The organism is Ruegeria sp. AF1 (assembly GCF_056542125.1).
The window spans coordinates 72,522-96,938 of record NZ_JBQFZG010000008.1 but is presented as its reverse complement, the minus strand read 5'-3'; the positions used below and the strand labels follow the sequence as shown (position 1 = coordinate 96,938).

Sequence of the window (24,417 nt, the reverse complement as noted above, 5' to 3'; positions counted from 1 at the left end):
TTGAGCTGCTGGATGATGAAATAATATCCCGCGAGCCAGAAAGAAAAGGGCCGCGTTGTACGCGGCCCATTGGTTTGGTTATTGGGACGGCCCGTGCGGGGTGAACGCTGACAAGCCTTTAAGGATGTCTATGGCATATGCTAGTTGATAATCCTCTTTCCGCAGCTCGGCCGTGGCTTCGGCCCTAGCGCGATCTTCCTCAATCTGGCGAACTTCATCCTCGCTCAGGCTGTCATTGTTCAGGCTGCCGCGCAGGTCAGCTTCGGACCGGGTCCGCACATTACTCTCATCCTCTTCTTGTGCAGGTGCCGGGCGAGGCTGCTCAACAATGATGTCTGGACTGACGCCAAGGGCCTGGATCGAGCGTCCTGATGGCGTGTAATAGCGCGATGTGGTCAGGCGCATGGCACCGTCACCGCGCAGTGGCATGACCGTCTGCACGGATCCTTTACCAAAGCTCTTGGTGCCAACGACGATAGCGCGGCGATGATCCTGCAACGCACCGGCCACAATCTCGGACGCCGAGGCCGAGCCGCCATTGATCAGCACCACAATCGGCTTGCCTTCGGCCAGATCCCCGGGGGTTGCATTGAACCGCTCACCTTCGTTCGGATCGCGGCCGCGCGTAGAAACGATTTCGCCTTCGTTCAGGAACGCGTCCGACACTTTGATCGCCTGAGTCAACAGGCCGCCTGGGTTGTTGCGCAGGTCCAGAACAAAGCCGTTCACCTTGTCGATGCCACCTGCTTCGGCAATCTGCTCCTGCAAGCCTTCTTTCAGGTTCGGGAAGGTCTGGTCGTTGAACGTGGTTACACGCAGCACGACACTGGTGCCTTCGGTCCGTGCGCGCACAGCGGTCAACTTGATTGTGTCACGGATAATAGTGACGTCGAAGGGATCAGGTTCACCCTCACGTACGACGGTGATGATAATTTCGGACCCGACCGGGCCGCGCATCAGGTCAACCGCTTTGTCCAGCGTCAGGCCCAGAATGCTTTCACCGTCCACATGGGTAATGAAATCCCCGGCTTCGATTCCGGCTGCGTCGGCGGGGGTATCGTCAATGGGTGAGACGACTTTTACAAAGCCTTCTTCCTGCGTGACTTCGATACCCAACCCACCAAACTCGCCCCGGGTCTGCACGCGCATTTGTTCGGCATCGTCAGGAGAAAGATAACTCGAATGCGGATCAAGTGATGTCAACATGCCGTCAATCGCCGCCTCGATCAGTTCTTCGGGCTCAACCTCTTCGACATACTGTGCACGGATACGTTCAAAAATGTCGCCGAACAAATCCAGCTGTTCATAGACGCTTGCCTTGTTCTCGGCCTCCTGCGCCAGCAGGGGTCCTGCGATCTGAGTTGTTGCAAGAATACCTGCCACAGTTCCAGCCAGACCGGCCACCACAAATTTCTTCATACGCGTTTATCCATCCTTGTCGGTCCGAAACCACGATTCCGGGTCCACGGGGCGATTATCTTCTCTTACCTCTATATAGAGCGTTTCTGAGCGGTCAGTTCCAGTGCCATCACTGCTTGTTGACAAAATTGCGCCGATTTCCGGCATTTCACCGGGCATCAGGCCAACCGGTGTGCCCTCCGGGATCACCTGACCTGGCTGGCCATAGACCTCCTGCAAACCGGAAAATACGAACAAAAGACCCGATTGAGGCTCAAGGATGATTAGGTTCCCCAGGTCCAGCAGCGGCCCGCGATAGCGAATTGTCGCCGCGGTGGGCGAGGTGACCAAGGCGCGCGGGCGTGTACCCACAATCAGGCCGGGGCGCGTGACACCGGCGGCGTCCGTTTCACCGGCCTTGTGCAGCAAGATTCCCTGTACCGGCATTGATATCCGGCCTTTCCTGTCCAAGACACTGGCATTGCTGTCGAGGATCTCTCCCTCCGAGATCTCGGACAGACCACTTGCAAAGCCATCCAGTGTTTCGGTCGACGAGATCAAAATGGCCGTACGCACCGGGTCTTCCACGAAACGGCGGGGCAAATCCGTGCGGTCGGCGATTGCCTCGCTCAGACGGGTACGGGCCTCCTGAACGCCCGTTAGACCCTCTGTCAAAGTTTCCGAGGCCTTTTTCTGCAAGACACGCAATGTCTGCACTTCATTCAGGTCCTGCGCCAGTTCCTGCGCGCTGGCGTTCAGGCCAGGGGTGACCTCGGACAGTATAATACCTGCACGGGCCGCCCCCAACGGGCCGGACGGATGTAACATCAAGACGGGTGGTTCGGTCGTTTCAATGGTTTGCAGAACACCAAGCAATCGCCGGATTTCCTTTTCGCGCGCCCTCAATTCGGCACTCAATTGCGCCTCGCGGGTTGCCGCTTGGCGCAATCCCACCCGCATCGCGCCCAACCCGGCCTCATAGGCATGGATCGTCTCCGTAAGAGCATGGACCCGGTCCCGGGCGCTTTCGGCCTCGGATAACGCGATGGACGCCTGTTCGAGCATCTGCGCTGCGTCCAAAGCGGCCTTGGAGGCGTCTGGCTGGGCCAGTGCCGGCAAGGCTAAAAACAGACACACTGCCAGAGCAGCCATTTTCATGACAGCAGGCTTTCCCCGGTCATTTCCGGCGGTTTCGGCAATCCCATCAGCTCAAGCAGGGTCGGGGCAAGATCGGACAAACGTCCTTGGCGCAATTTCGCACCTTCAGGCCCGCCAAACAGCGCCACGGGAACAGGATTGAGCGTATGGGCCGTGTGCGGGCCGCCGGTCACAGGATCGACCATGACTTCGCAATTACCGTGATCGGCCGTGATAATCATCGCTCCCTTGACCTTTTCAAGAGCCGCAATGACTTGCGCCAACCCCTGATCGACGGCTTCACACGCTTTGATCGCAGCATTCAAATCACCTGTATGACCAACCATATCGGGATTGGCATAATTTGTAACAATCAAGTCATACCCTCCTTCGATGGCTTCGATAAATTTCGCCGTAACCTCTGCGGCCGACATTTCGGGCTGTAGATCGTAGGTCGCCACTTTCGGCGAGCTCGGCATAAAGCGATCCTCGCCTAGTTCGGGCGTCTCCTTACCGCCATTCAGAAAGAACGTAACATGCGGGTACTTCTCGGTTTCAGCTAGTCTAAACTGCCGAAGCCCTTGCTTGGCGACCCATTCGCCCAGCGTATTCACAATCGAGCGCTTTGGAAAAACCGTGGTCATGTAAGCATTATGTCCATCGGAGTACTCGACCATGCCCAGCAGTGCTGAAAGCTTCGGGCGCGGTCCTGTCGCAAACTCGGAAAATCCTGGCTCTCCGATGGCGCGCAGAATTTCACGGGCACGGTCGGCGCGAAAGTTCAGGCAAAAGAAACCATCGCCATCGTTAATACCGTCATACCCCGTCAATACGGTTGGTGTGACGAACTCGTCAGATTCGGACTGGTTATAGGCGTGATCAACCGCGCCATGGGCACTGCTTGCTGTTCGGCCCTGCCCGTTGACCATTGCAGCATACGCTTCACTGACACGCTCCCAGCGATTGTCGCGATCCATGGCAAAGTACCGCCCGCTTACGGTGACGATGCGTGCGTTTTCGGGCAAGCGTTCTTCCAACTCAGCGATGTAAGTCAGAGCTGACCTTGGCGCGACATCACGCCCGTCCGTCACTGCATGTAGTGCAACCGGGACACCGGCATCCGTTATGGCAGTGGTTGCGGCAACGATATGGTTCAGATGACCATGCACCCCACCATCCGAGATCAACCCCATCAGATGCGCAGTGCCGCCAGCGGATTTGACGCTGGCGATGAAAGCTTGCAGCGCTTCGTTTTCGAAGAAAGTCCGGTCTTCAATGGAAAGATCAATCTGGCCCAGATCCATGGCGACCACACGCCCTGCACCGATATTGGTGTGCCCGACCTCTGAATTTCCCATCTGTCCGCTTGGCAGACCCACATCGGGGCCGTGGGTGATCAGGGTTGAATGCGGACACTCAGACAGGATCGCGTCAAACGTCGGCGTGTTTGCCAGATAGGGTGCGTTGGCTTTTGTGTCCTCGGACAGGCCCCAACCATCAAGAATGCACAGGACAACAGGTTTGGGGGTGGCCATTGATGTACTCCGTTTTCTGCTCTTGGGTCACCTTCTATCCTTTGGACTTCAACGGGTGAACCACCTTTGCAATGATGAACAATTTTAACCGACACAGAGTGTGTTAGTCTTTTAGATAGCACCGGAATGGGCGCGCCTTGCGATTGCGGTATTTGACGGTCAGGTCCAACGGCGCATCGTTTTCATCATAAACGCCCAGAACAACACCCCTGCCCCGACTTTTGGTTCGCATTTCAATCAATTGCTGCTCGGACCGGGTTGTGCGCTGTGACGCCCGCCGCGTCCAGGCGAACAGGTGCTCGTACATTTCAGCGATTACACCGGCATGTTCCGCGCTGTCACCCAGATCGTTCAACTCATCAGGGTCGTTTTCCAGATCGAACAGGATTGGCCGGTACCCACCTTCACAATGGATCAGTTTCCATTTCTTGCTTGCGGCCATGAACATCACCGCATCGCGGACCGACACGTCCAAAACATTTGCGATTGGTGAAGCCGAGTAGTCATATTCGCAGATCACCACATCGCGTGGCAATGCGTCCTTCTCCCCATAGAGAATAGGCAACAGGGAGTGACCTTCCAGAATATGCGTCGCCACTTCCCCGCCAGCCGCATCGACAAAGGTCGGTGCAAGGTCGATGGATTCCACAAGCGCATCGCTGACGGTACCGCGTGTCGCGTCCGCCTCGGGCGACGGGTCATAGATGATCAACGGCACCCTGGTGGAGGCGTTGTGGAAGAAGGTCTTTTCCCCCATCCAGTGATCGCCCAGAAAATCACCATGGTCTGATGTCAACACGATCATCGTGTTTTCCATCCGCCCGGTTCTCTCCATCCAGTCCAACAGGCGGCCCATCTGGTCATCTGCTTGCTTGATCAGCCCCATATAGGCTGGGATAACCGCCTCACGCACGTCCTGCCGCGAAAAGGTCTGGCCGATCTTTGTGTCCATGAAGGCTTTAAGCACGGGATGCGCATTCTGACGTTCCGCCTCGGATCGCACCACAGGCAGCACATGTTCCGGTCCATACATCGAGGCGTATGGGTCCGGTACGATGTACGGCCAATGCGGCTTGATAAAACTCAGATGACAGCACCACGGGCCATCATGCGTTTCCATGAACTCTATCCCGCGACCGGTCAGATAGGGCGTTTCGCTGTCTTCCTCGGCAATATTAGCGGCTTCGGGTGAATTCTTCAGAAACCAGCCTGACAGAACGTTGCCATTCGCATCCAGCCCGGAATTGGCAAAGTCATGCCAGGGATTGTCGCTCTCATACCCTTTGGCCTTTAGGAATTTGTTGTATTCCTTTGCCCCTTCCGGGTCATAATACCCATCCGGACCTTCGGGCAGCATACCGTCATCCCGTTCGTACACGTCGAACCCACATTCGGCGACGCGGGCCCCGATCAGGCTGTCAGGCTCCAAGCCCAACCTCGCCATCCCTTCGGCATCTGCACGCATATGAGTTTTGCCAACCAGCCAGCAATCCATCCCCGCCTTACGCAGGTGATCGCCCATTGTAATCTCACCGACTTTCAACGGAATTCCGTTCCACGACGCCCCGTGAGAATGCACATAGCGCCCGGTATAAGTGGACATGCGGGAGCTGCCGCAGATCGGTGATTGGATATAGGCGCGGTTGAAGCGCACGCCTTTGGCTGCCAGACGATCGATATTTGGGGTATGCAGATGCGGATGGCCGTAACAGCTCAGATAATCCCATCGCAGCTGGTCGAACATGATGAACAGGATGTTTCTTGCCTTGGCCAAGTTGACGCCCTTCCCCACAAGTCACGAGGACCTAGTTAGCCATTTCTATCCGCAGAGCGAAGCAAAACCTGCGTCAGGCCTGGCGGTCCATTTGCTCCAGCATCTTCTTGGCACGTTTGCATTGCAGCTTGTCGCGCAGTGGGCTGTCGGGGTCGATGTCTTTTTGGCAAACAACGCATTTATCCGCGCCCGAGATCGCGTTTAGACCACCGCAGCTGCCTTTGATGGTCTTGCCCATCAGCATGACACCCAATGACATGCCCACCATGACGAGAGCGAGAAGAATGAAGGCCAGAATAAAGGTACTCATCTCAGCTCCAACAGTCAGTTCGATCCCAGCGCGTCTTTGAACGCTGTGCTATGGGCAGTGATATAGGCATCTTCGCCGCCTGTCACATCCCGCGAGATGAAATACACTGCAAGTTTATGCTCCTCTGCCAGAGCTAGCCCTTTTTCCTGCCCCAAGGCCAGCATGGCTGTTGCCCAGGCATCGGCCATCATCGCGTTTTCGGCCAGCACGGTGACCGAAGTGGTGCGGTGCGTGATCGGACGGCCTGTTGTCGGATCGATGATATGCGAATATCGCACACCATCTTTTTCAAAGAAATTCCTGTAATCGCCCGAACTGGCCATGCCCCTGTCATCCAAAGAAATGATCAACTGGATGGTTTGCGAACCCGTTTCAGGTTTCTCGATACCAATGAGCCACGCTTCGCCCTTGTCATTCTTACCTTTGGCCACAAGATCGCCGCCAATTTCAACCAGATAGTTTTCGATGCCAGCGGCCTGCAAGGTTTCCGCAACAGCGTCAATTCCATAGCCTTTTGCAATCGCGGACAGGTTAATGCCTACACTGGCGTTTGACTTGGCAAGCGTACCAGCATCCGTATCGAGCGCTAGCAGGCGTTCTTGACCTACACCATTCAGCGCGGCGTTGATATCCGCATCTGATGGCACCGGGTCTTCGGGCTTGCGTGGGCCAAAACCCCAAAGTTCAATCAGAGGGCCGAGGGTTACGTCGAAAATGCCACCGGATTTCGAGTGCACTTCGTTCGCTGCCGAAAGAACCAGCGCGAGTTCGTTGGACACAGGCATCGGATCTGTGCTGGTCGATGCGGAAAAAACAGAAACTTCCGAGTTCGGATCCCAGTTGGACATCTTGGCATTCACTGCTGCCAACTTATCACTGACGGCCGCGGCCAGTGCGTCTTTGTCAAGGTCCTCGCCAATTGCGGTGATATTGTAGGTCGTGCCCATTGTCTCGCCGGACAGACGAACTTCTTCGGGTTCCTTGTCAAAAAGACAGCCTGAAAGAAGGGTGAAAAAGGCCAGTACGGGCAAAAGACGCATTGGGCGTTCTCCGGGACATTCTTTGCCCGGCATATGACAGCGGTCCCCGCCAGAGTCAAATTGGCATTACAGTTTCAATGGAAGGAAACCCAACAGCAGAAGACCAGTTCCAGCCGGAATTCCGAACAACCACGCGCGTTTCCGCCACCCGGGCTTCTGTTGCTTCCACGCCATACGAAAGTTGTGACCGCACACAACAGCCGCAAAGAAGATCAGCGCGGCAACCGGGGGCGTAAGATAGAGTTCATTCAAAGGCTTAAGCTCCCTCTGCTGACCTGCGTTTGGCCAACTCGTGCAATTGCACCCTATACAGGTCGTTTAGCTGCGCTAAAGTGAAAGGGAAAGACTTTGCAAGAACCATAAGGAGATTGCTCATGGCCCCAACTTCTTATCAGTCGCCGTCGCGCGGTGACAAGGCTGACAAGACAACCTACAGCCAATCAGCGGAATCAAACCTGTCGCATTCGCAGACGACCGTGGCCAAACTGCTTGAGGGTAAAGGGGATGCGGTGTTCTCGGTGCGACCTAATGATACCATCCATTCGGTGGTGAACACGCTCAAGGACAAGCGAATTGGTGCTGTTCTGGTGACCGATCAGAACGGGGCATTGAAAGGAATTTTGTCGGAACGCGACATCGTGAGGCGCATGGCCGATACGCCGGGACAGACCCTGCCACAGTCGGTCGAAGACCTGATGACCAGGGATGTAAAAGCCTGCATGCCCGAGGATACGCTGAATGACGTGCTGAAGACTATGACCGAGGGACGTTTCCGCCATATGCCGGTTCTGCGTGATGGCAATTTGTGCGGTGTCATCACTATCGGTGACGTAGTGCATTTCCGCCTGAGGGAATTGGAGTATGAAGCGCTTCGCATGAAGCAGATGATCGTAGGCTAGTTTCAACCGGTTGAAAGAAACCCGATGCTACCGCCGTCTATTTCAACGGCAGTTAATCTGCCCGAGGCAAAGGCACCGGTATCAATCGACACAACCCGGTTTTTAACCCGGGGTTGGTTTACAATTGTATGACCGTGTACAACCCATTGCGCGTCGCTGCGTGCAAGCCGTGGAAACATCGGATGACCCCATAGACAGATTTGGCGATCCTGGGATTGAATGGATTGCCGCGGATCAAGCGCCGCGTGGACAAAGGTGACGTTGCCGCTGGTCCAGGTCAGCGGCAGATTTGCAAGCCAGTCCAGCAAGCTGTCGCCCATCTTATGCCGCAGACGCTCTGCCAGTTCAGGCAGATGCTTGCCACCGTCCAACTCGTCGGGACATTCGAGACCGAAAGATGCCAAAGTTTCCGCTCCTCCGTTATGAAACCAAAGCCTGGCGTATCGTTCCGGCTCGTTTGCAAATTGCAGCAGCATCTCTTCGTGATTGCCAAGCAGGCATTGCACCCGCCCGTCTGACGCTTCACTCAGGTGATGCAAATGCCGCAGTACCTGCGCGCTGTATGCCCCCCGGTCGATGTAATCGCCCAGAAAAACCAGCGGGCTTTGATCGTCGAGTCGTGGCAAAACCGCCTGAAGCAGATCAAGACGACCGTGAATATCGCCGACAGCTGTCACTTTTTCTGCTGGTGCCACGTCGCATGGCATCGCATTGGAGCTTTCCCTCGCCGCGGATTGGAACCGCCGTCTGATCCAGTCTTTCATCATGGCATTTGATCCCTACCCGCCCCGCTCGGTGGTCGCAATCAACAACTGTTTGAATAGGCAAAGTGTTGACCACGAGCCTTAGATTGTCCGATATGCCCGCAGGATGTTCGCAAGCAGTTGATCTGATGATAGGATCAGCCTTCCAGCCAGCGATGAATTTGCAGTGAGTTCTGAGGGTTTTATGAAACGAGTATTGATTACAGGTTCTGCCGGGTTCATCGGATTCCATCTGGCCAAGTTGCTTTTGGCAGAAGGGTTTCAGGTACACGGCTACGACGGGATGACCGACTATTATGATGTGACCCTGAAACAGCGTCGACATCAGATACTGCTTCAAACCTCAGGATTTACGGCAACTGAAGACCGTTTGGAAAACTTTGATCGGCTTGTGCAGGTCGCTGAGGAGTTTCAGCCCGATGTCATCGTACATCTGGCCGCGCAGGCTGGCGTGCGGCACAGCCTTGAATATCCCCGCAGCTATATCGAGTCGAACGTTGTGGGCACGTTCAATGTGATGGAAATTGCGCGTCAGCATAAGGTGGAACATCTTTTGATGGCGTCGACCTCATCGATCTACGGTGCAAACGAAGACATGCCGTTCATCGAAACAGAAAAAGCCGACACCCAACTGACGATCTATTCCGCCACCAAAAAGGCGAATGAGGCGATGGGGCATTCCTATGCCCATCTGTGGGATTTGCCGACCACGATGTTTCGGTTTTTCACCGTTTACGGCACTTGGGGGCGCCCCGATCTGGCCTATTTCAAGTTCGTCGCTGCGATACTGGATGGCAGACCAATAGACATCTACAATCATGGCGATATGTATCGCGACTTCACGCATGTAGAAGACCTTGTGCGCGGGATCAGGTTGCTGATCGATGTTCCACCGGTTCGCCCGATCAGCCGCGCGGATATCGAAGACGGTGACAGCTTGTCGCCAGTTGCACCGTACCGCATCGTCAACATTGGCAACGGAGACAAGGTGCGTCTGATGGATTTCATAGAAGCCATCGAAGAGGCTGTTGGCCAGAAAGCGGTCAAAAACTTCATGCCAATGCAGATGGGCGATGTTCATGCCACCTGGGCTGACAATCGGCTGTTGCAGCAGCTGACGAATTATCGCCCGCAGACCGACTTGAAGGACGGCATTGCCCAATTCGTCGCCTGGTATCGGGACTATTACGGAAAATAGGTCGACCTGGTGCCGGAATGAAAAAACCGGCGCACTCAGCGCCGGTTTCATTATTTACCCGCCAAAATCGTCGAGCATGATATCTTCTCGATCCACGCCCAGATCCAGCAGCATGTTGATAACCGACTGGTTCATGATTGGCGGTCCACACATGTAGTATTCGCAATCCTCAGGTGCCGGGTGGTTCTTGAGGTATTCTTCGAACAGAACGTTGTGGATGAAGCCGGTATAGCCTTTCCATTCATCCTCGGGCTGGGCGTCTGACAGAGCGACGTGCCATTCGAAATTGTCGAACTCTTCCGCCAGCTGATCGAAGTCCTCGACAAAGAACATCTCTTTCTTGGATCGTGCGCCGTACCAAAAACTGATCTTGCGGTCACGGTTCTCAAGGCGTTTGAGCTGGTCAAAGATGTGGCTGCGCATCGGTGCCATGCCGGCGCCACCACCGATGAAGACCATTTCCTTCTTGGTTTCACGCGCGAAAAACTCGCCAAATGGACCCGAAATAGTAACTTTATCGCCCGGCTTCAGGTTGAAGATGTAGGACGACATCTGGCCCGGCGGAATTCCTTCTGAGCCCGGAGGCGGTGAAGCTACCCGGACGTTAAGCATGATCATGCCCTTTTCATCCGGATAGTTGGCCATCGAATAGGCGCGTTCGATCGGTTGTGTCACAACCGACTCATATTGCCACAGATTGAAGCGATCCCAATCCTCGCGGTATTCTTCCTGCACGTCGAAATCGGTGTATTTCAACTGATGAGCGGGCGCTTCGATCTGGATGTAGCCCCCGGCACGGAATTTCACGTCCTCTCCTTCGGGCAGGTCCAGAGTAAGGGCCTTGATAAAGGTCGCAACGTTGTCGTTCGAGCGAACGGTGCATTCCCATTTCTTGACGCCGAAGACCTCTTCTGGAACTTCGATTTCCATGTCCTGCTTGACCGCCACCTGACAGGACAGACGGTCGCCACAGGAGGCTTCGCGCTTTGTAATATGGCTTTCTTCGGTCGGCAGGATCGAACCGCCACCCGAATGCACTTTCACGCGACACTGGGCACAGGTACCACCACCACCGCAGGCTGACGGAACAAACAGTTTTTCGGCCGCCAATGTTTGCAGCAGTTTGCCACCCGCCGGAACCGAGATAGTCTTTTCACCGTTGATGGTGATGTTGACATTGCCGGTTGACACCAACTTTGACCGAGCAGCCATAATGATGGCCACCAGCGCCAGAACAATCAGGGTGAACAGGACAACGCCGAGCGAAAAGGTTTCCATTCTCTCGCCCCCCTTACAGTTTCACGCCTGAGAAGGACATAAAGGCCATCGCCATCAGCCCGGCAGTGATAAAGGTGATGCCCAGCCCCTGAAGCCCGTCCGGCACATCCGAGTATTTGAGCTTTTCGCGCACGCCCGCCATCGCGGTGATCGCCAACGCCCAACCGAAGCCGGATGAGATGCCATAGGTGGTCGCCTCGGCAAAGTTATAATCCCGTTCGACCATGAACAGCGAACCACCTAGAATGGCACAGTTCACAGTGATCAAAGGCAGGAAGATCCCCAGCGCGTTGTAGAGCGGCGGGAAATACTTATCGAGAATCATTTCGAGGATCTGAACCATCGCTGCGATCACGCCGATATAGGAAATCAGCCCGAGAAAGGTCAAATCCACATCCGGGAACCCGGCCCATGCCAATGCGCCCGGTTTCAGCAGGAAGGACAGCAACAGGTTGTTGGCGGGCACGGTGATGGCCTGCACCACCATGACCGATATTCCCAGGCCGATGGCAGTCGAAATCTTTTTCGACACGGCGATGAAGGTACACATGCCAAGGAAAAAGCTGAGCGCAAGGTTTTCGATAAAGACGGCCTTCACGGCCAGAGAGATAAGCCCTTCCATCAGTGCGCCTCTACCTGCTGGATTTTGTATTCACGTTCTTCGACCTGGTTCGGCTTCCACGTGCGGAAAGCCCAGATCAGCAGGCCGATCACAAAGAACGCCGACGGCGGCAGCAGCAACAGGCCGTTGGGTACGTACCAACCGCCATTATTGACCGTTTGCAGGATTGTCACGCCAAACAGGCTGCCCGATCCAAACAACTCCCGGATGATGCCCACCAGCATCAGGATCAGGCCATAGCCCATGCCGTTGCCAAAACCGTCGATGAACGACGCTACCGGCGGGTTTTTCATGGCGAATGCCTCGGCTCGGCCCATAACGATACAGTTGGTGATAATCAGGCCGACAAACACCGACAGGGTCTTGGAAATCTGAAAGGCATAAGCCTTGAGGATCTGATCCACCAAAATCACTAGCGAGGCGATGATCACCATCTGCACGATGATTCGGATCGAACTGGGAATCTGATTGCGCAAAATCGAAATGAACATCGACGAAAACGCAGTCACAAAGGTCACCGCCAGCGCCATGACAAAGGCCACCTGCAACGACGAAGTCACCGCCAAAGCTGAACAGATGCCCAGCACCTGCAGGGTGATCGGGTTGTTGTCGACAAGGGGGTCGACCAACAGCTCTTTCTTGGTCTGCGACATCAGATCTCTCCTGCTTGCAGCTTGGCCAGGAACGGAGCGTAACCCGCGTCACCCATCCAGAATCTCACCAGGTTGTCGACACCGACAGTGGTCAGGGTCGCACCTGCCAGGGCGTCGATGTAATAGTCGGGCCCGGCCGCAGGCTGCGACTTGGCGACGGTGATCTGCAACACTCCCGCGTCGTCGCGCAGCTTCTTGCCGTTCCACAACGTCTTCCAGCGCGGGTTGTCCACCTCAGCACCCAGACCCGGCGTCTCGCCATGCTGATAGAATTGCAGGCCGAAAATGTCGTTGCCGTTCTTTTCCAGCGCGATGAAGCCGTAGAGCGTAGACCACAACCCATAGCCATGCAGCGGCAAGATCACCTTGTCCAACGCTCCGCTGTCGTCGCGCAGCAGATAGATGACCCGATATTTTGCCTTTCGACCAATGCCTGCGGGATCGTCGTCAAGCGCGACGCTCAGGTCCGGATCGCCGGCAGCGGCCAAATCGTCAAAGGTGGCCGGTTCGAACTGATTATCCACAAAATCGCCCGTTGCCAGGTCCAGCACATGCGGCTCGAATGCGGCAAATGCTTCGGTGACATTGACGCCGGGTTCATACACCCCCGCCACCTGCAGGATATTGACCTGCTTGTCCTTCAGCTTGTTGGCCTCCTGCACCGGGCGCAGGCTGACCGCAGCGGCCGACACGATCATCGAGGCAACGAGACAGACCGCAACAGCAATAAAGATCGTTTTGCCAACTGAATCTGGTGAGGCCGCCAGAAACCGGGCAATCGCGCCCTTGCGTTCAGGGGATTGCGTATCAGACATGGCGACGCGCCCTCCGTTTGATGTTGGCCTGAACGACAAAATAATCGATCAGCGGTGCAAAGACGTTGCCGAACAGTATGGCCAGCATCATACCTTCGGGAAAGGCTGGGTTGATCACACGTATTAACACAACCATGACACCAATCAGGGCGCCATAGACATAGCGACCGGCATTGGTGTGGCTGGCCGAGACCGGCTCGGTCACCATGAAAGCCAGACCAAAGGCGTAACCACCCAATACGACATGCCAGTACCAGGGCATAGCGAACATCGGGTTCGTCTCGGACCCGATCAGGTTCAGCAGCCAGGTGAACGCAATTGTGCCTGCCAGACATCCCACAATCAGCCGATAGTTGGCGATCTTGGTGATCAGCAGGAAGGCTAGACCGATGATGCAGGCCAGCGTCGAGGTTTCCCCTATACTGCCTTGGATGGTGCCATAAAACGCGCTCCACCAGGTGATACCGTCAGCGGCCAGCGCCTGATAGCCTTCGGCAGCCGACACAGCCAGAGCCGTCGCCCCGGAAAACCCGTCAACCGGGGTCCAGACTGCATCGCCCGACATCTGCGCGGGATAGGCGAAATACAAAAACGCCCGCCCCACCAAGGCAGGGTTGAGGAAGTTCTTACCAGTGCCGCCGAAAACCTCTTTGCCGATCACGACACCAAAAATAATTCCCAGGGCAACCTGCCACAGAGGCGTGGTTGCAGGCATGATCAAGGCGTAAAGCATCGAAGTGACAAGAAAGCCTTCATTCACCTCGTGGCCGCGGACCGTTGCGAAAATGACCTCGAAAATACCGCCTGCCACCAACGTGACGACATAGATCGGCAGGAAGTACATGAGCCCGTGCATGACATTGGCAAAGATGCTGTCCGGACTAAGCGAAATGCCAAAAACCTGAAGAATTGCAATCCGCCAGCCGGTCGCAGACTCTGGGCCAAGCGCGGCAATGGCCGAATTTGCCTGGTAACCGGTATTCCACATTCCCCACAGGATGCAAGGAATAGTGGCAATCACGACATATGTCATGATCCGCTTCATATCCACGTAAGACCGCGCATGAGGAGCAACAGTGGTTACGGTTTTCGGAGTGTAGATGAAGCTTTCCACCATCTCGTAGATCGGAAAAAGCTTCTCGTACTTGCCGCCCTTGGTAAAGTTCGGCTCGATCCGGTCAAAGAAGTTACGCAATCCCATTCGGATCAGCCCTCCTTTTCAATCTTGTTCAGGCAGTCGCGCAGCGCCAGCCCGTATTCGTATTTCGCCGGACAGGCAAAGCCCACAAGGCCCAGATCCTCTTCGTCCAGTTCAAGCGCACCCAGTGCCTGAGCTGTATCCGTATCCATCACCAGCAAGGCCCGAAGCAATTGTGTGGGCAGGTAATCCTGCGGCATCAGCTCTTCGAACACGCCTGTCGGCACCATCGCGCGGCGGCCACCGTTCAGGTTGGACGTGAAAGCATAGAGTTTTCTGGAAAAGGCCGAGCCCAATACAGGCTGGACGGAATACTTGGAAGGCATTGGTCGGATCCAGCCCATCGGAATCTGATCGTGATCCTCTCGGATGATACAGATTTGACGGGCAAACCTCCCCAGATATGCGGTTGGTCCGTCGGCATGTTTACCCGACAGGATCGAACCCGAGATAATGCGGGGCGTTCCGTCCACATTTACCTCATCCCGTGTCAAGTCGTCCGTGGAGGCGCCCATCACGGTGCGGATCAAGCGCGGCTGACGCGCACCGGGTCCGGTCAAGGCGATCACAACACTCGGGTCCAGATGCCCGGTCTGCATTAAGCGACCAATCGCGATGACGTCTTGATAACCGATGGTCCAGACCTGCTTTTCCCCTGCAATCGGTTCGAGGAAGTGAATATGGGTTCCTGCCAGGCCCGATGGATGTGGACCGGAAAACGCTGCGGCCTCGACACCAGCAACATCCGCGCCGGGGATCGTGTCGCCTTGTTTCTGGCAAAGATAGGTCTTGCCTTCGGCCAGCTTGCTGACCGCTGCCATTCCAGCGGCAAAGGCTTCGGGTGCCTCGGCAATGATCGTGGCGGCATCAGCCGCCAAAGGGTCACTGTCCATAGCTGTCACGAAAATCGCGTTCGGTTTGGCACCGGGTTCCGGCATTTTCGAATAAGGTCGCGTGCGGAATGAGGTCCACAGTCCAGCGGCGCACAGTTTTGCAGTCACGCCTTCGGCGCTATGCGCATCGCCCACGCTCGAAAAAACCAAGCCCGTGTCATTGGCGTCGGACACTTCGATGACGACGCTCTGCAACACCCTGCGGGCACCCCGGTTGATGGCAACAATCTTGCCAGTCACCGGTGCGACCATCATCGCGTCAGGCGCATCTTTGTGACAAAAGAGCGGTGTACCCCGCTCGACACTATCACCTGCCTGCACCAGCATCTTAGGTTTCAGGCCAATGTAATCCCCACCCAGAACGCCAACGGTCGAGTATTCCGGACCCGGATGAATGGTTTGGTCGGGAGCGCCTTCTACCGGCAGGTCCAACCCTTTTTTCAGTTTGAAAGTTTGCATGCCGCTACGTTCTTCCAAGCCTCTTTCCTGCGCCAGCCTTGCTGACACCCTTACGGGGTCATGCAATAACGCGGTTTTTTCAGGTGCCCATCGCAAAAGCGTCAGATTGGGTCCAAATTCCGCAGGCGTAATTCTGATCACGGACCCTTTACGCGCGGATGCCCGTAAACGCAAACCTGTTACCGCCAAAAGTTAAGTTCAAACCGCAAAATCTTGGAGTTTTTCCATTAAGCTGGCTAAAAAAACTGCCCAAAATTGCGTGTCGCGCTCGCTGAGCTTCCAGTGTAAGCAACCGGAATGGAAAAAGACACAGACTTCGAAATCTTTCTTGTAGCCACTCCGGGTCTTGAAGCCCCCCTCGGTGCCGAGGCGCAATCCAACGGATTCGCTCAGGTCAAAACGATGCCTGGGGGTGTCACCTGCCGTGGCTCATGGACCGAGGTCTGGCGCGCCAACCTGACCTTGCGCGGCGCAAATAAGGTCCTGGTGCGTCTGGGCAGTTTTCCAGCCGTGCATCTGGCCCAATTGGACAAACGCGCGCGCAAATTTCCGTGGGGCGAGTTCCTGCGGCCCAATGTTCCGGTCAAAGTCGAGGCCACCAGCCGCAAATCCAGAATTTATCACGCCGGTGCTGCGCGGCAGAGAATTGAGCATGCGATATCAGAAACTCTGGGTGTTCCGATATCTTCCGACGCCGAAATCAGGATCTTGCTGAGAATCGAAAAAGACATCTGCACCATATCGGTCGACAGTTCGGGAGAGCTTTTGCACAAGCGCGGCCACAAAGAGGCAATTGCCAAAGCGCCAATGCGCGAAACGATGGCAGCCATGTTTCTACGAGACTGCGGGTTTAGCGGCACTGAACCGGTGTTGGACCCGATGTGCGGCTCGGGTACTTTCGTGATCGAAGCCGCCGAGATTGCCCTAGGGCTGCACCCCGGTCGGACCCGCAGCTTTGCGTTCGAAAATCTGGCGGGCTTCGACCCTGACCGCTGGCAAGACAAGCGCAGCGAGTCAAACGTCGCTGAATGTTCTCTTACATTCTGCGGCTCAGACCGCAACGCCGGAGCAATCGAAGCCGCGACAGCCAATGCAGAGAGAGCGCAGGTAAACGCCAATACTCGATTTCAACAGCTTTCCGTCAGTGACATCAAACCCCCTGCGGGACCCGCCGGGCTGGTCATTGTGAACCCTCCCTACGGGGCGCGAATTGGAGATGAAAAGCGTCTGCGCTCTGTCTACGGCGTCTTGGGTAAGTCTCTGATGACCCGGTTTCGCGGATGGCGTGTCGGGGTGGTCACCAGCGCCCCGGCCCTGGCTCGGGCGACCCGTCTGCCTTTTCTGGCACCCGGTCCGGTGGTAGACCACGGAGGCACCAAGATCCGTCTGTACAAAACGAATCCGCTGCCATGAGAGTCGCGTGGCCTGCCTAGCCCATCCGATACCGGTAAAAAGACGGAAGATTCAGAAGACCGCTTCTCAAAATCCTCTTGCGCATCGGAAAAGCCCCGTATAGATCACCCGCCACGGTCGGAGTGTAGCTCAGCCTGGTAGAGCACTGTCTTCGGGAGGCAGGGGCCGGAGGTTCGAATCCTCTCACTCCGACCAGTAAAACAAGGCGCCCGAGGGCGCCTTTTTTAGCAGATCGACCGCAACAATATCCGCAACGCTTCGTCTGCTGGATGTGCTTAGCTCTGTCGCAATCTACATCCAAAATATGCGGCAGCAGCAACTCGTATCTTCCAGTCTTGATCTCTGCGATATTCTTAACCTCTTCTGGACATATTGACCGATAAGGAAAGCCCGATTCACCAGTGGAAAAGATGCACACCTTTGAGGGCGCCAGAGGTGCGCGATTGGATCGAAGACAGGGAACCCAGCAGCGATTAAACATGGGGGCCAACTGGAGGTTAAAGCCTAATAGAGTTTATAAATACTTATATTTTCAGAACTTTAGTTGATCAAAATGGTGCGGGTGGAGGGACTTGAACCCCCACGCCTTGCGGCGCCAGAACCTAAATCTGGTGCGTCTACCAATTTCGCCACACCCGCAACTCAGCGCCGCAGCGCTGGAATGAAGCGGTCAATAACAAAGCTTGCTTCCGAGCGCGAGAGGTAAAATACACGTATCGCCAAGTTTGTAGATCCTCTGATGAGATATTGAGCAACCACAGTACCTCATGAAAATGTATAGCCCTAAGAGACTTGTCAGTGGAAAACTGATGGGAACATCAGTGGCCGTGAAACCCGATATCCTGAGGGACAAAGACCACGCAATTTTGGAAGAGCTGTTCATTCCTGCCGAAGTTTAGATTTCGGCCAAGTTAGCCTGCGAAATATCTCGTTTACGTTGACCAAAGGCCAAAAAGACAAGCTGACAGCCTGTTGCCAGATCACCAATAGCGAATATAGAAATCATCCTTCACTGCCCTCACATGCTCATAGTTGAATCCTTGGGACGAAGCGCGGGATTACCCACCCCAACACCCCAGGAAACGCATCTGCGACCCTTTCCAACTCAGAGAGAGACTTCAGGTTTCTGAAATAACAAGAATGGCTTACTCGGCTGTGGTGCCCTTCACGGCCAAACAGATTATCGAATGACCTGTACCGTCAAGTGCAAGCAATTGTGTTCCGCCGGTCCCCGCTCGGTTTCACACTGTAGGTGCCGAGTGGCGCTTGCGTCATAGGCATTCCCGCGCAGGTTGAGGCATTCTCAAGAGCGCTCCACCACAAAGCTGCCACATTTCAAACGCCAAAAAATCTTATTCACGTCAAAATAAGACCGCCTTGAAGGGTCTTGTTGTTTAGCAGGAGTTAATGAGTCCTTTTTGCCACTTTGGCGCCGGTACGAGTTTCCTGCTCAACTCCAGTACAAGGTTTACTGCTGTGACCGATCTGAATTCCTCCGCTACTGCCGAGCAAGAGGCTGTCTTCTTTGCTCGTGAAAGCTTTCTTGGCGAACTCAAGATCCTGAACCGGGACCATCCGAACACGGGCTTTGGGATTTCGCTCCGAACTCATTCCGGCGACCACTACCTGCTGGCCAATGCGCGTATGCCATTGCCCGCGGTCAAATCCGAAGGTTTCCCGACCGGACGCCGCGTTGCGTGCCTTGAAAACGGCGATCGCTTCAGCTCGATCGAGGTGCTGGCTGATGCCAAGGCTTACGAAACCATCAGCCCGCGCGCCGAGGCTGACATTTTGGGCAACGCTTTGGACCTGATCGCACGTATCGACACCCTGACAGGAATTCCAACGGGCCGTCCTTCGCTTGAACCCCGCATCGCTGCTACGGGAACCGGAGGTTAAGCATGGCGCGCAATGATCACCTGTTGTCTGTAGGCAACGAAGCTCTGGCGCCGATGACTTCGGCAATGTCATCACTGACGGCGCAGATTGATCAATTGACTGAGGTGGCTGATGCGCGCTCCTCGGCACGTCTGGCAACACTCAAGACCCGGATGGAAAACTTCACCGCCAGCATCACCATGGTCGGTCAGGTAAAAGCGGGCAAATCATCGATTGTAAACATTCTCGCAGGGCGCCCATCTTTGCTTCCGTCGGATGTGAACCCGTGGACGTCGGTCGTCACAACCCTGAACATCAACACGCGCCCGCCGGGCGATACCAAGGCCAAGTTCACCTTCTTTGAGCAGGAAGAATGGGACAACCTGATGGTCGGGGGCGGCCGGTTGGGCGAGTTGGCCAACCGTGCCGGTGCAGATGACGAGATGGAGGACATTCGCCGTCAGATCGGCGAGATGAAAGCAAAGTCCGAAGAGCGTCTTGGAAAGCACTTTGACCTGATACTTGGCCAAAGCCACCAATACGACCACTTCGATGAAGAACTGATCCAAAGATATGTGTGCCTGGGCGATGAAGACGACCCGGATATCAATCCAAAAACCGGCCGGTTTGCAGATGTGACCAAGTCTGCCGAGTTGTACATGGATATCCCTCAGTACCCGATTGCGCTGAAACTCTGTGATACGCCGGGTGTCAACGATACCTTCATGGTGCGTGAACAGATTACCCTGCGCAGCCTGCGCGGGTCCGAGGTCTGTGTTGTGGTGCTTGCCGCAAGCCAAGCCCTGACCACCATGGACATGGCCTTGATGCGGATCATCGCCCAATTTGAGAACCGTCAGATCGTCCTGTTTGTGAACCGGATTGACGAGTTGTCAGACCCGGTTAACCAGGTCCCCGAAATCCGCGACCGGATTCTGGACACTCTGAAACAGAACAACATCGACGCAAAGACTAGTGTCGTGTTCGGCAGTGCCTTGTGGGCTGAGGCAGCGCTGACCGGGAACCCCGAGATTCTGAACGAGGAATCCCGCGAAGCACTTAATACTTTTTATCTCGCTGCTGGATTCGGTGATCAGGCACCCTCGCTTGACAAAATCTGGGCATTGTCCGGATTGCCTGACCTGCTGCTGGCGATAAACGAGCGTATTGCAGAAGGTGCCGGAGCGCGACTGATAGACCGGGTTCGCCATCGCGCCCGCAACATTGCCAGCCAGATTCGTGCCACCGCCGTGGCAAAGACTCTGTCAGAGGGTGAAGGCGTCGCGCGTGATCTTGATGGTGTTTCGCCGGAAGATGCGATTGCGAAGGTTTCTGCGGAATATGAAAAGAAAGCGGCCGAACTGACCAACGCATTACGCGACAAAGTACTGGAGCGCCTGAACTCGGCCGAGGCAAGTTTTGTGAAGCGCGCAACAGATTCCCTGATCGCGCATCTTGAGATGAATGGCGAGCAAGGCACCTGGCAATACGACCCGGCTGGCTTGAGGACGCTGCAAAAAGCTGCCTATTTCAGTTTTGCCCGCGCAATGCGTAAGGATGCCGGGGCGCTCTACTCAACTGCGGCTGCAGATGTCGAAGCGCTGTATCACAAAATTCTTGGCAACCATCTGGGCGAGTTCAGCATCGAAGCACCTATCGTGCCGCGTGTTCCACCACCATTGGGGATTGGCCGGACGATTGCCCTGGACTTGCAAAGTACCTGGTGGCGACGCTGGTGGCAAAAGCGCAAAGGCTTTGAGGCATACGCTGCCGATTACACACGCCTGATCGCGTCCGAGGCAAATTCGATCACCAAGGATATCGAGGAAAACCAGATAGCGGCAGTGTTGGAAAACGTCCGCGCTATTCTGGCGGACTTCATGCGGGAACAGAAGGAAACGCTGCTGAGCATCTCATCATCAGCGGACAAAAATTCCGGCCAGGCCTCGGCAGCGATGGCGGGCCTGCAACCTCAGAAATCGCGAGACGAAATTCTGGGTGACATCCTGAAAGACCTAAGCAACGAAGCGGCATAAGTAGAAAAATGGCAAAAGATTCACAAACACGCTTTGTTTCACCGAAAGCATGGGAACGTATTGAGCAGTGGTCCCGTCGCAAACCGGTTTTCGCTTTGATGGGTGAATTCAGCGCTGGCAAGTCCACACTGATGAACTTTTTACTGCGAACGCAAACCTTGCCGACGCAGGTTACCGCGACCCAGTTACCACCGGTCTGGTTTAGCTGGGGCAGTGAAACACCATACATCAAGCGGCATGACGGAAGCATCGAACCCATCGAACTGGATCAGCTTGAGACTGTTGGCGTCAACGACGCGCAGTTCGTTCGTATCTTCCTTGAGGCAGATATTCTGGAAGCCGTCGATCTGATTGACACCCCCGGAATTTCGGACCCCAAGATCTCGACAGATGTCTGGCAGCGGGCAGTCGGACAGGCAAACGGGGTCATTTGGTGCACCCACGCGACCCAAGCCTGGCGCGAAACCGAACGCGCGACATGGGTTTCGCTGCCGGACCGCTTGCAACACAACTCGCTGCTGTTGGTGACGCGGGCCGACGCACTAAACCTTAAGGATCGTCAAAAGGTTCTGCGCCGCGTCAATCGCGAAGCCGGACACCTCTTCAACCGGTCCATTCTGTTTTCCGCCCGCGATGCGATCAATGCCCGTGACAAGACGGGCGACGCCGAAATGTGGTCGCGCAGCGGTGGCGGCAAGATGATCGACAGTTTTCTGGAAATCACAGAACAGATCATGGACAATCGCGCCGATCAGCTGGCGCGGTATCAGATCGACAAAAGCCAGTCCGGCGCATTCAGGGTTCAACCGCTGCGCCCTGCCAGCAAACCAGACGACCGAGAGGCGCTGGCGGACGTCACCGAAGCTACTCCTCTGCGGCTGGTCAATCCTTTGGAAAACGAACAGCGACCAGGAGCCGACGATCATAATGTCGTAACAAGTTTCCCCATCCGGCCAGCCCGTGTAGAGCGACGCCTTGACGAAGGCGAACGGGTTCGGATCAACCCGGAAGACGCTGAACGGCTGCGGGCTGAAATGGTATCAGACCCCGAGCAGATGCTCGATGAAACCGATACCAGCGACGAGTTGCGTGCCTTCTTCAAGGATACTGCGAACGATCCGCTTGAATTGAAGAATGTCGCCGGTCTGGAAGAAGACGTGGATGAGTTCGACCTGTCCGGTGAATTCGACGATGCTGATGATGCGGACGATCTGCTGGATGAAGCTCCAGATGCTGAAACGGGCGACAAGTCCGTTGATGACGTGCTGACCTCCTTAAACACGACGTTGCGGGAAGCCTCGGTCGAAGCGGATGAAATTGAAGTTTTCACGCCGGAAGTTGAATCGCGTGATGATCGGGGTATCGAAGTCTCGGTATCCTCCATTGCGGCGCTGATGGCGGCTCAGCCAGAGAACAACGCCGAGGATTACGAACCTGAGCCTGAGACAAACGGTTTAATAGAAGTCGTGGCCTCAGTCGAGGAAGAAGCCCGCAATATCAGTCACGAACCGCGCATTAATCTTCCGGAATCCGCAATCGAGTCGCCCCTTAGCGCGTCGGATATGTGGCGGGAAATCACAAACAACGAAGAGCTGCCAAAGGACGCAGACGGGCTTCAGAACGTATTCAAGGCCTTTCTTGCCGAATTTGACCAGATCGCAGTTGAATATAGTGCGAAACATTCCAAACACGCCCTGCAAGCCATTCCAAAGTCAAAAGAAAACAGCAGTGCAGAGTGGCATGTTTTGTAAGGATGCCTTAATCAAGGCGCTGAGAAAAAGGACGATAAAGAGTTAAATGTCCATTCAGGATGCATTGAACACCGCGATTGAAACAATACCCGACTGCATCGCAGCCGGGTATATCGACATGGAGACCGGCATGCTTTTGGGCAGCAGTGTCTCTGATTCCGATTGCGCTGAATCGCTGGACACTTTGGCAATCGCAGTGGCCAATCTGTTTCAGGGGCGTGGTGTCGCTGCATTTGAAGCGCTCTTGCACGATGCCGGAAACACTGATGAGGAAAACGCCGGGTTCGGGGAAATCGCGGTGTTTTCAAAAGACCGATTGAACATCTTTTTGCGGACCCAGGAATATCCTGATCATGTGGTCTGCTATATCTGCCGCAACAGCGCGAATGTGGGACTGGCACTCACGAAATCGCATCTCAGCCTCAAGCCGGTTGCGGCCGCAGTCTGAACGGGACCAGAGGGGGTCACGGTATGATGGACACAGACATTCTCGACATGCTCGAAGATATCGGGCGGTCTTCGGTTGCGCGCCTGTCTCCGACGGTGATTGTCCCCGGTGAAACTGCAACAGCCCGTCGCGCGGCTGTACTGCGTTTCATTCGCGGAACAATATTACCCCGGCGACTGGAGCTGACCGCGGCAAACGGAAGCTGCCTGAAGATCGAAGTGAACAGCTCCCGGATCACGGATGTGTTTCAAGTACCGTCCGGGCAGATTCCTGATTTCGAATCAGAAACACGTACCGCGCTGGTCGATAAACTGGCCCAACTGGTTTCTGACATTTCAGCCGCCCCTGCCCCACTGGAACTGATGTCTGGAAAGCCAGCCTCGACGCTGGAGGCTGATGATGTTGGTATCACCTTGAGTGAGATCGAGAATGCCTGCGCCGGAATTGAGCTTTCCTCTGAGCCCATCGTGTCTGTCGTTCCCGATGTTGAAAAATCTTCAGACAACAGCCCTGCCCCGGTAGCAGAGTCGGGCAACTCCTTGGCACAACAGTTTTTTGACGGGGCTGCACGCTTTGCCACAGGTCGTGTCCTTGTGGATAGTATGGAAAACACTGCGCTGGCTTTCGAAGGAACCTGCAAACCTTCCGAGGGAATGCACCTCAATCAAGAGATTTTGACACGTTTTGTTTCGGATCTTGCTGGTTGGAACAACGACACCCGGGACGAATTCGAAGGCCCACATCTGATCGTCATACGGCCATCGGGTGGTAAGGGTGCGGGCATGGCAGTTCTGAGCGATAACGAGCAGATTGCTGTGGCCATCCACGATGCCCGCAAACTTGGTGCGGTCATTAATCTGTGGACATCTTTGGGGGAGGTTGAGGAATGACTACCCCTAAAGCATTCAAATTTTCGAC

General features: G+C 55.3%; 22 protein-coding genes and 2 tRNA genes. 9 read left to right on the top strand and 15 right to left on the bottom strand.

What is annotated here, in order from left to right:
• Nucleotides 1-78: 78 nt before the first annotated feature.
• The 7 genes from ACR0BK_RS12800 to ACR0BK_RS12770 form a co-directional block, all read right to left on the bottom strand.
• Nucleotides 79-1,419 (bottom strand): S41 family peptidase, encoded by a 1,341-nt coding sequence (locus tag ACR0BK_RS12800; protein WP_480494176.1) that lies wholly within the window; start codon nt 1,417-1,419, stop codon nt 79-81.
• 6 nt (nt 1,420-1,425) lie between these two features.
• Nucleotides 1,426-2,556 carry a murein hydrolase activator EnvC family protein gene (locus ACR0BK_RS12795; protein WP_480554919.1) on the bottom strand — a complete coding sequence of 377 codons (1,131 nt, stop codon included), beginning with the start codon at nt 2,554-2,556 and terminating at the stop codon, nt 1,426-1,428.
• Nucleotides 2,553-4,070 (bottom strand): 2,3-bisphosphoglycerate-independent phosphoglycerate mutase, encoded by a 1,518-nt coding sequence (gene gpmI / locus ACR0BK_RS12790; protein WP_480554918.1) that lies wholly within the window; start codon nt 4,068-4,070, stop codon nt 2,553-2,555. Before gpmI ends, ACR0BK_RS12795 begins: the two co-directional genes overlap by 4 nt.
• A 103-nt stretch (nt 4,071-4,173) precedes the next feature.
• Nucleotides 4,174-5,844, bottom strand: a complete 1,671-nt coding sequence (locus ACR0BK_RS12785; protein WP_480554917.1) for a sulfatase-like hydrolase/transferase — start codon at nt 5,842-5,844, stop codon at nt 4,174-4,176.
• 73 nt (nt 5,845-5,917) lie between these two features.
• Nucleotides 5,918-6,154: a (Na+)-NQR maturation NqrM gene (nqrM, locus tag ACR0BK_RS12780; RefSeq protein ID WP_267366293.1), complete on the bottom strand. Its 237-nt coding sequence runs from the start codon at nt 6,152-6,154 to the stop codon at nt 5,918-5,920.
• A 14-nt stretch (nt 6,155-6,168) separates the two neighbouring features.
• Nucleotides 6,169-7,194: an FAD:protein FMN transferase gene (locus tag ACR0BK_RS12775; RefSeq protein WP_480554915.1), complete on the bottom strand. Its 1,026-nt coding sequence runs from the start codon at nt 7,192-7,194 to the stop codon at nt 6,169-6,171.
• A 66-nt stretch (nt 7,195-7,260) separates the two neighbouring features.
• Nucleotides 7,261-7,446 (bottom strand): hypothetical protein, encoded by a 186-nt coding sequence (locus tag ACR0BK_RS12770; RefSeq protein ID WP_480554914.1) that lies wholly within the window; start codon nt 7,444-7,446, stop codon nt 7,261-7,263.
• A gap of 122 nt (nt 7,447-7,568) precedes the next feature.
• On the opposite strand from ACR0BK_RS12770, the gene ACR0BK_RS12765 reads away from it, so the two are divergent.
• A complete protein-coding gene (locus ACR0BK_RS12765; protein ID WP_480477180.1) occupies nt 7,569-8,093 on the top strand; it encodes a CBS domain-containing protein in 525 nt (174 codons plus the stop codon).
• A gap of 2 nt (nt 8,094-8,095) precedes the next feature.
• Here ACR0BK_RS12765 and ACR0BK_RS12760 read toward each other — a convergent pair whose 3' ends face one another.
• Nucleotides 8,096-8,860, bottom strand: a complete 765-nt coding sequence (locus ACR0BK_RS12760) for a metallophosphoesterase family protein (RefSeq protein WP_480554913.1) — start codon at nt 8,858-8,860, stop codon at nt 8,096-8,098.
• Nucleotides 8,861-9,041: 181 nt separating this feature from the next.
• On the opposite strand from ACR0BK_RS12760, the gene ACR0BK_RS12755 reads away from it, so the two are divergent.
• Complete coding sequence (locus ACR0BK_RS12755; RefSeq protein ID WP_480519886.1) at nt 9,042-10,055, top strand: NAD-dependent epimerase/dehydratase family protein; 1,014 nt, start codon at nt 9,042-9,044, stop codon at nt 10,053-10,055.
• A 54-nt stretch (nt 10,056-10,109) separates the two neighbouring features.
• Here the strand turns inward: ACR0BK_RS12755 and nqrF are convergent, their stop codons facing one another.
• The 6 genes from nqrF to ACR0BK_RS12725 are packed head-to-tail and all read right to left on the bottom strand — an operon-like array spanning nt 10,110 to nt 15,973.
• Nucleotides 10,110-11,333 carry an NADH:ubiquinone reductase (Na(+)-transporting) subunit F gene (gene nqrF, locus ACR0BK_RS12750; RefSeq protein ID WP_480477174.1) on the bottom strand — a complete coding sequence of 408 codons (1,224 nt, stop codon included), beginning with the start codon at nt 11,331-11,333 and terminating at the stop codon, nt 10,110-10,112.
• 13 nt (nt 11,334-11,346) lie between these two features.
• A complete protein-coding gene (gene nqrE, locus ACR0BK_RS12745; RefSeq protein ID WP_209507136.1) occupies nt 11,347-11,955 on the bottom strand; it encodes an NADH:ubiquinone reductase (Na(+)-transporting) subunit E in 609 nt (202 codons plus the stop codon).
• The gene (locus ACR0BK_RS12740) at nt 11,955-12,608 is read right to left on the bottom strand and encodes an NADH:ubiquinone reductase (Na(+)-transporting) subunit D (protein ID WP_480554912.1); all 654 of its coding nucleotides are present in this window, start codon (nt 12,606-12,608) and stop codon (nt 11,955-11,957) included. The genes nqrE and ACR0BK_RS12740 overlap by 1 nt, the downstream gene beginning before the upstream one ends.
• A complete protein-coding gene (locus ACR0BK_RS12735) occupies nt 12,608-13,423 on the bottom strand; it encodes a Na(+)-translocating NADH-quinone reductase subunit C (RefSeq protein ID WP_480554910.1) in 816 nt (271 codons plus the stop codon). The genes ACR0BK_RS12740 and ACR0BK_RS12735 overlap by 1 nt, the downstream gene beginning before the upstream one ends.
• On the bottom strand, nt 13,416-14,624 hold the full coding sequence (locus tag ACR0BK_RS12730) for an NADH:ubiquinone reductase (Na(+)-transporting) subunit B (protein ID WP_480477168.1): 1,209 nt from the start codon (nt 14,622-14,624) through the stop codon (nt 13,416-13,418). Before ACR0BK_RS12730 ends, ACR0BK_RS12735 begins: the two co-directional genes overlap by 8 nt.
• Nucleotides 14,625-14,629: 5 nt before the next feature.
• Entirely contained in the window at nt 14,630-15,973 is a 1,344-nt protein-coding gene (locus ACR0BK_RS12725; protein WP_480554909.1) for a Na(+)-translocating NADH-quinone reductase subunit A, read from the bottom strand.
• 297 nt (nt 15,974-16,270) lie between these two features.
• On the opposite strand from ACR0BK_RS12725, the gene ACR0BK_RS12720 reads away from it, so the two are divergent.
• Nucleotides 16,271-17,386: a THUMP domain-containing class I SAM-dependent RNA methyltransferase gene (locus ACR0BK_RS12720; RefSeq protein WP_480554908.1), complete on the top strand. Its 1,116-nt coding sequence runs from the start codon at nt 16,271-16,273 to the stop codon at nt 17,384-17,386.
• Between the two features lie 118 nt (nt 17,387-17,504).
• Nucleotides 17,505-17,581, top strand: a tRNA-Pro gene (locus tag ACR0BK_RS12715).
• 359 nt (nt 17,582-17,940) lie between these two features.
• Here ACR0BK_RS12715 and ACR0BK_RS12710 read toward each other — a convergent pair.
• Nucleotides 17,941-18,025: transfer RNA gene (locus tag ACR0BK_RS12710), tRNA-Leu, on the bottom strand.
• Nucleotides 18,026-18,862: 837 nt separating this feature from the next.
• Here ACR0BK_RS12710 and ACR0BK_RS12705 point away from each other — a divergent pair.
• The 5 genes from ACR0BK_RS12705 to ACR0BK_RS12685 are packed head-to-tail and all read left to right on the top strand — an operon-like array spanning nt 18,863 to nt 24,389.
• Entirely contained in the window at nt 18,863-19,285 is a 423-nt protein-coding gene (locus tag ACR0BK_RS12705) for a hypothetical protein (protein WP_480477142.1), read from the top strand.
• 2 nt (nt 19,286-19,287) lie between these two features.
• On the top strand, nt 19,288-21,300 hold the full coding sequence (locus tag ACR0BK_RS12700; RefSeq protein WP_480519860.1) for a dynamin family protein: 2,013 nt from the start codon (nt 19,288-19,290) through the stop codon (nt 21,298-21,300).
• A gap of 8 nt (nt 21,301-21,308) precedes the next feature.
• Nucleotides 21,309-23,051: a dynamin family protein gene (locus ACR0BK_RS12695; protein WP_480554907.1), complete on the top strand. Its 1,743-nt coding sequence runs from the start codon at nt 21,309-21,311 to the stop codon at nt 23,049-23,051.
• A 46-nt stretch (nt 23,052-23,097) separates the two neighbouring features.
• Nucleotides 23,098-23,499, top strand: a complete 402-nt coding sequence (locus tag ACR0BK_RS12690; RefSeq protein WP_480554906.1) for a hypothetical protein — start codon at nt 23,098-23,100, stop codon at nt 23,497-23,499.
• Between the two features lie 23 nt (nt 23,500-23,522).
• Complete coding sequence (locus ACR0BK_RS12685; RefSeq protein WP_480554905.1) at nt 23,523-24,389, top strand: hypothetical protein; 867 nt, start codon at nt 23,523-23,525, stop codon at nt 24,387-24,389.
• Nucleotides 24,390-24,417: the final 28 nt, after the last annotated feature.

Bases quoted from the DNA above. Each gene is read 5' to 3' on its own strand.
- ACR0BK_RS12800 (WP_480494176.1), bottom strand. From the start codon at position 1,419: ATGAAGAAATTTGTGGTGGCCGGTCTGGCTGGAACTGTGGCAGGTATT.
- ACR0BK_RS12795 (WP_480554919.1), bottom strand. From the start codon at position 2,556: ATGAAAATGGCTGCTCTGGCAGTGTGTCTGTTTTTAGCCTTGCCGGCA.
- gpmI (WP_480554918.1), bottom strand. From the start codon at position 4,070: ATGGCCACCCCCAAACCTGTTGTCCTGTGCATTCTTGATGGTTGGGGC.
- nqrM (WP_267366293.1), bottom strand. From the start codon at position 6,154: ATGAGTACCTTTATTCTGGCCTTCATTCTTCTCGCTCTCGTCATGGTG.
- ACR0BK_RS12775 (WP_480554915.1), bottom strand. From the start codon at position 7,194: ATGCGTCTTTTGCCCGTACTGGCCTTTTTCACCCTTCTTTCAGGCTGT.
- ACR0BK_RS12765 (WP_480477180.1), top strand. From the start codon at position 7,569: ATGGCCCCAACTTCTTATCAGTCGCCGTCGCGCGGTGACAAGGCTGAC.
- ACR0BK_RS12760 (WP_480554913.1), bottom strand. From the start codon at position 8,860: ATGATGAAAGACTGGATCAGACGGCGGTTCCAATCCGCGGCGAGGGAA.
- ACR0BK_RS12755 (WP_480519886.1), top strand. From the start codon at position 9,042: ATGAAACGAGTATTGATTACAGGTTCTGCCGGGTTCATCGGATTCCAT.
- nqrF (WP_480477174.1), bottom strand. From the start codon at position 11,333: ATGGAAACCTTTTCGCTCGGCGTTGTCCTGTTCACCCTGATTGTTCTG.
- nqrE (WP_209507136.1), bottom strand. From the start codon at position 11,955: ATGGAAGGGCTTATCTCTCTGGCCGTGAAGGCCGTCTTTATCGAAAAC.
- ACR0BK_RS12740 (WP_480554912.1), bottom strand. From the start codon at position 12,608: ATGTCGCAGACCAAGAAAGAGCTGTTGGTCGACCCCCTTGTCGACAAC.
- ACR0BK_RS12735 (WP_480554910.1), bottom strand. From the start codon at position 13,423: ATGTCTGATACGCAATCCCCTGAACGCAAGGGCGCGATTGCCCGGTTT.
- ACR0BK_RS12730 (WP_480477168.1), bottom strand. From the start codon at position 14,624: ATGGGATTGCGTAACTTCTTTGACCGGATCGAGCCGAACTTTACCAAG.
- ACR0BK_RS12725 (WP_480554909.1), bottom strand. From the start codon at position 15,973: ATGCAAACTTTCAAACTGAAAAAAGGGTTGGACCTGCCGGTAGAAGGC.
- ACR0BK_RS12720 (WP_480554908.1), top strand. From the start codon at position 16,271: ATGGAAAAAGACACAGACTTCGAAATCTTTCTTGTAGCCACTCCGGGT.
- ACR0BK_RS12700 (WP_480519860.1), top strand. From the start codon at position 19,288: ATGGCGCGCAATGATCACCTGTTGTCTGTAGGCAACGAAGCTCTGGCG.
- ACR0BK_RS12695 (WP_480554907.1), top strand. From the start codon at position 21,309: ATGGCAAAAGATTCACAAACACGCTTTGTTTCACCGAAAGCATGGGAA.
- ACR0BK_RS12690 (WP_480554906.1), top strand. From the start codon at position 23,098: ATGTCCATTCAGGATGCATTGAACACCGCGATTGAAACAATACCCGAC.
- ACR0BK_RS12685 (WP_480554905.1), top strand. From the start codon at position 23,523: ATGATGGACACAGACATTCTCGACATGCTCGAAGATATCGGGCGGTCT.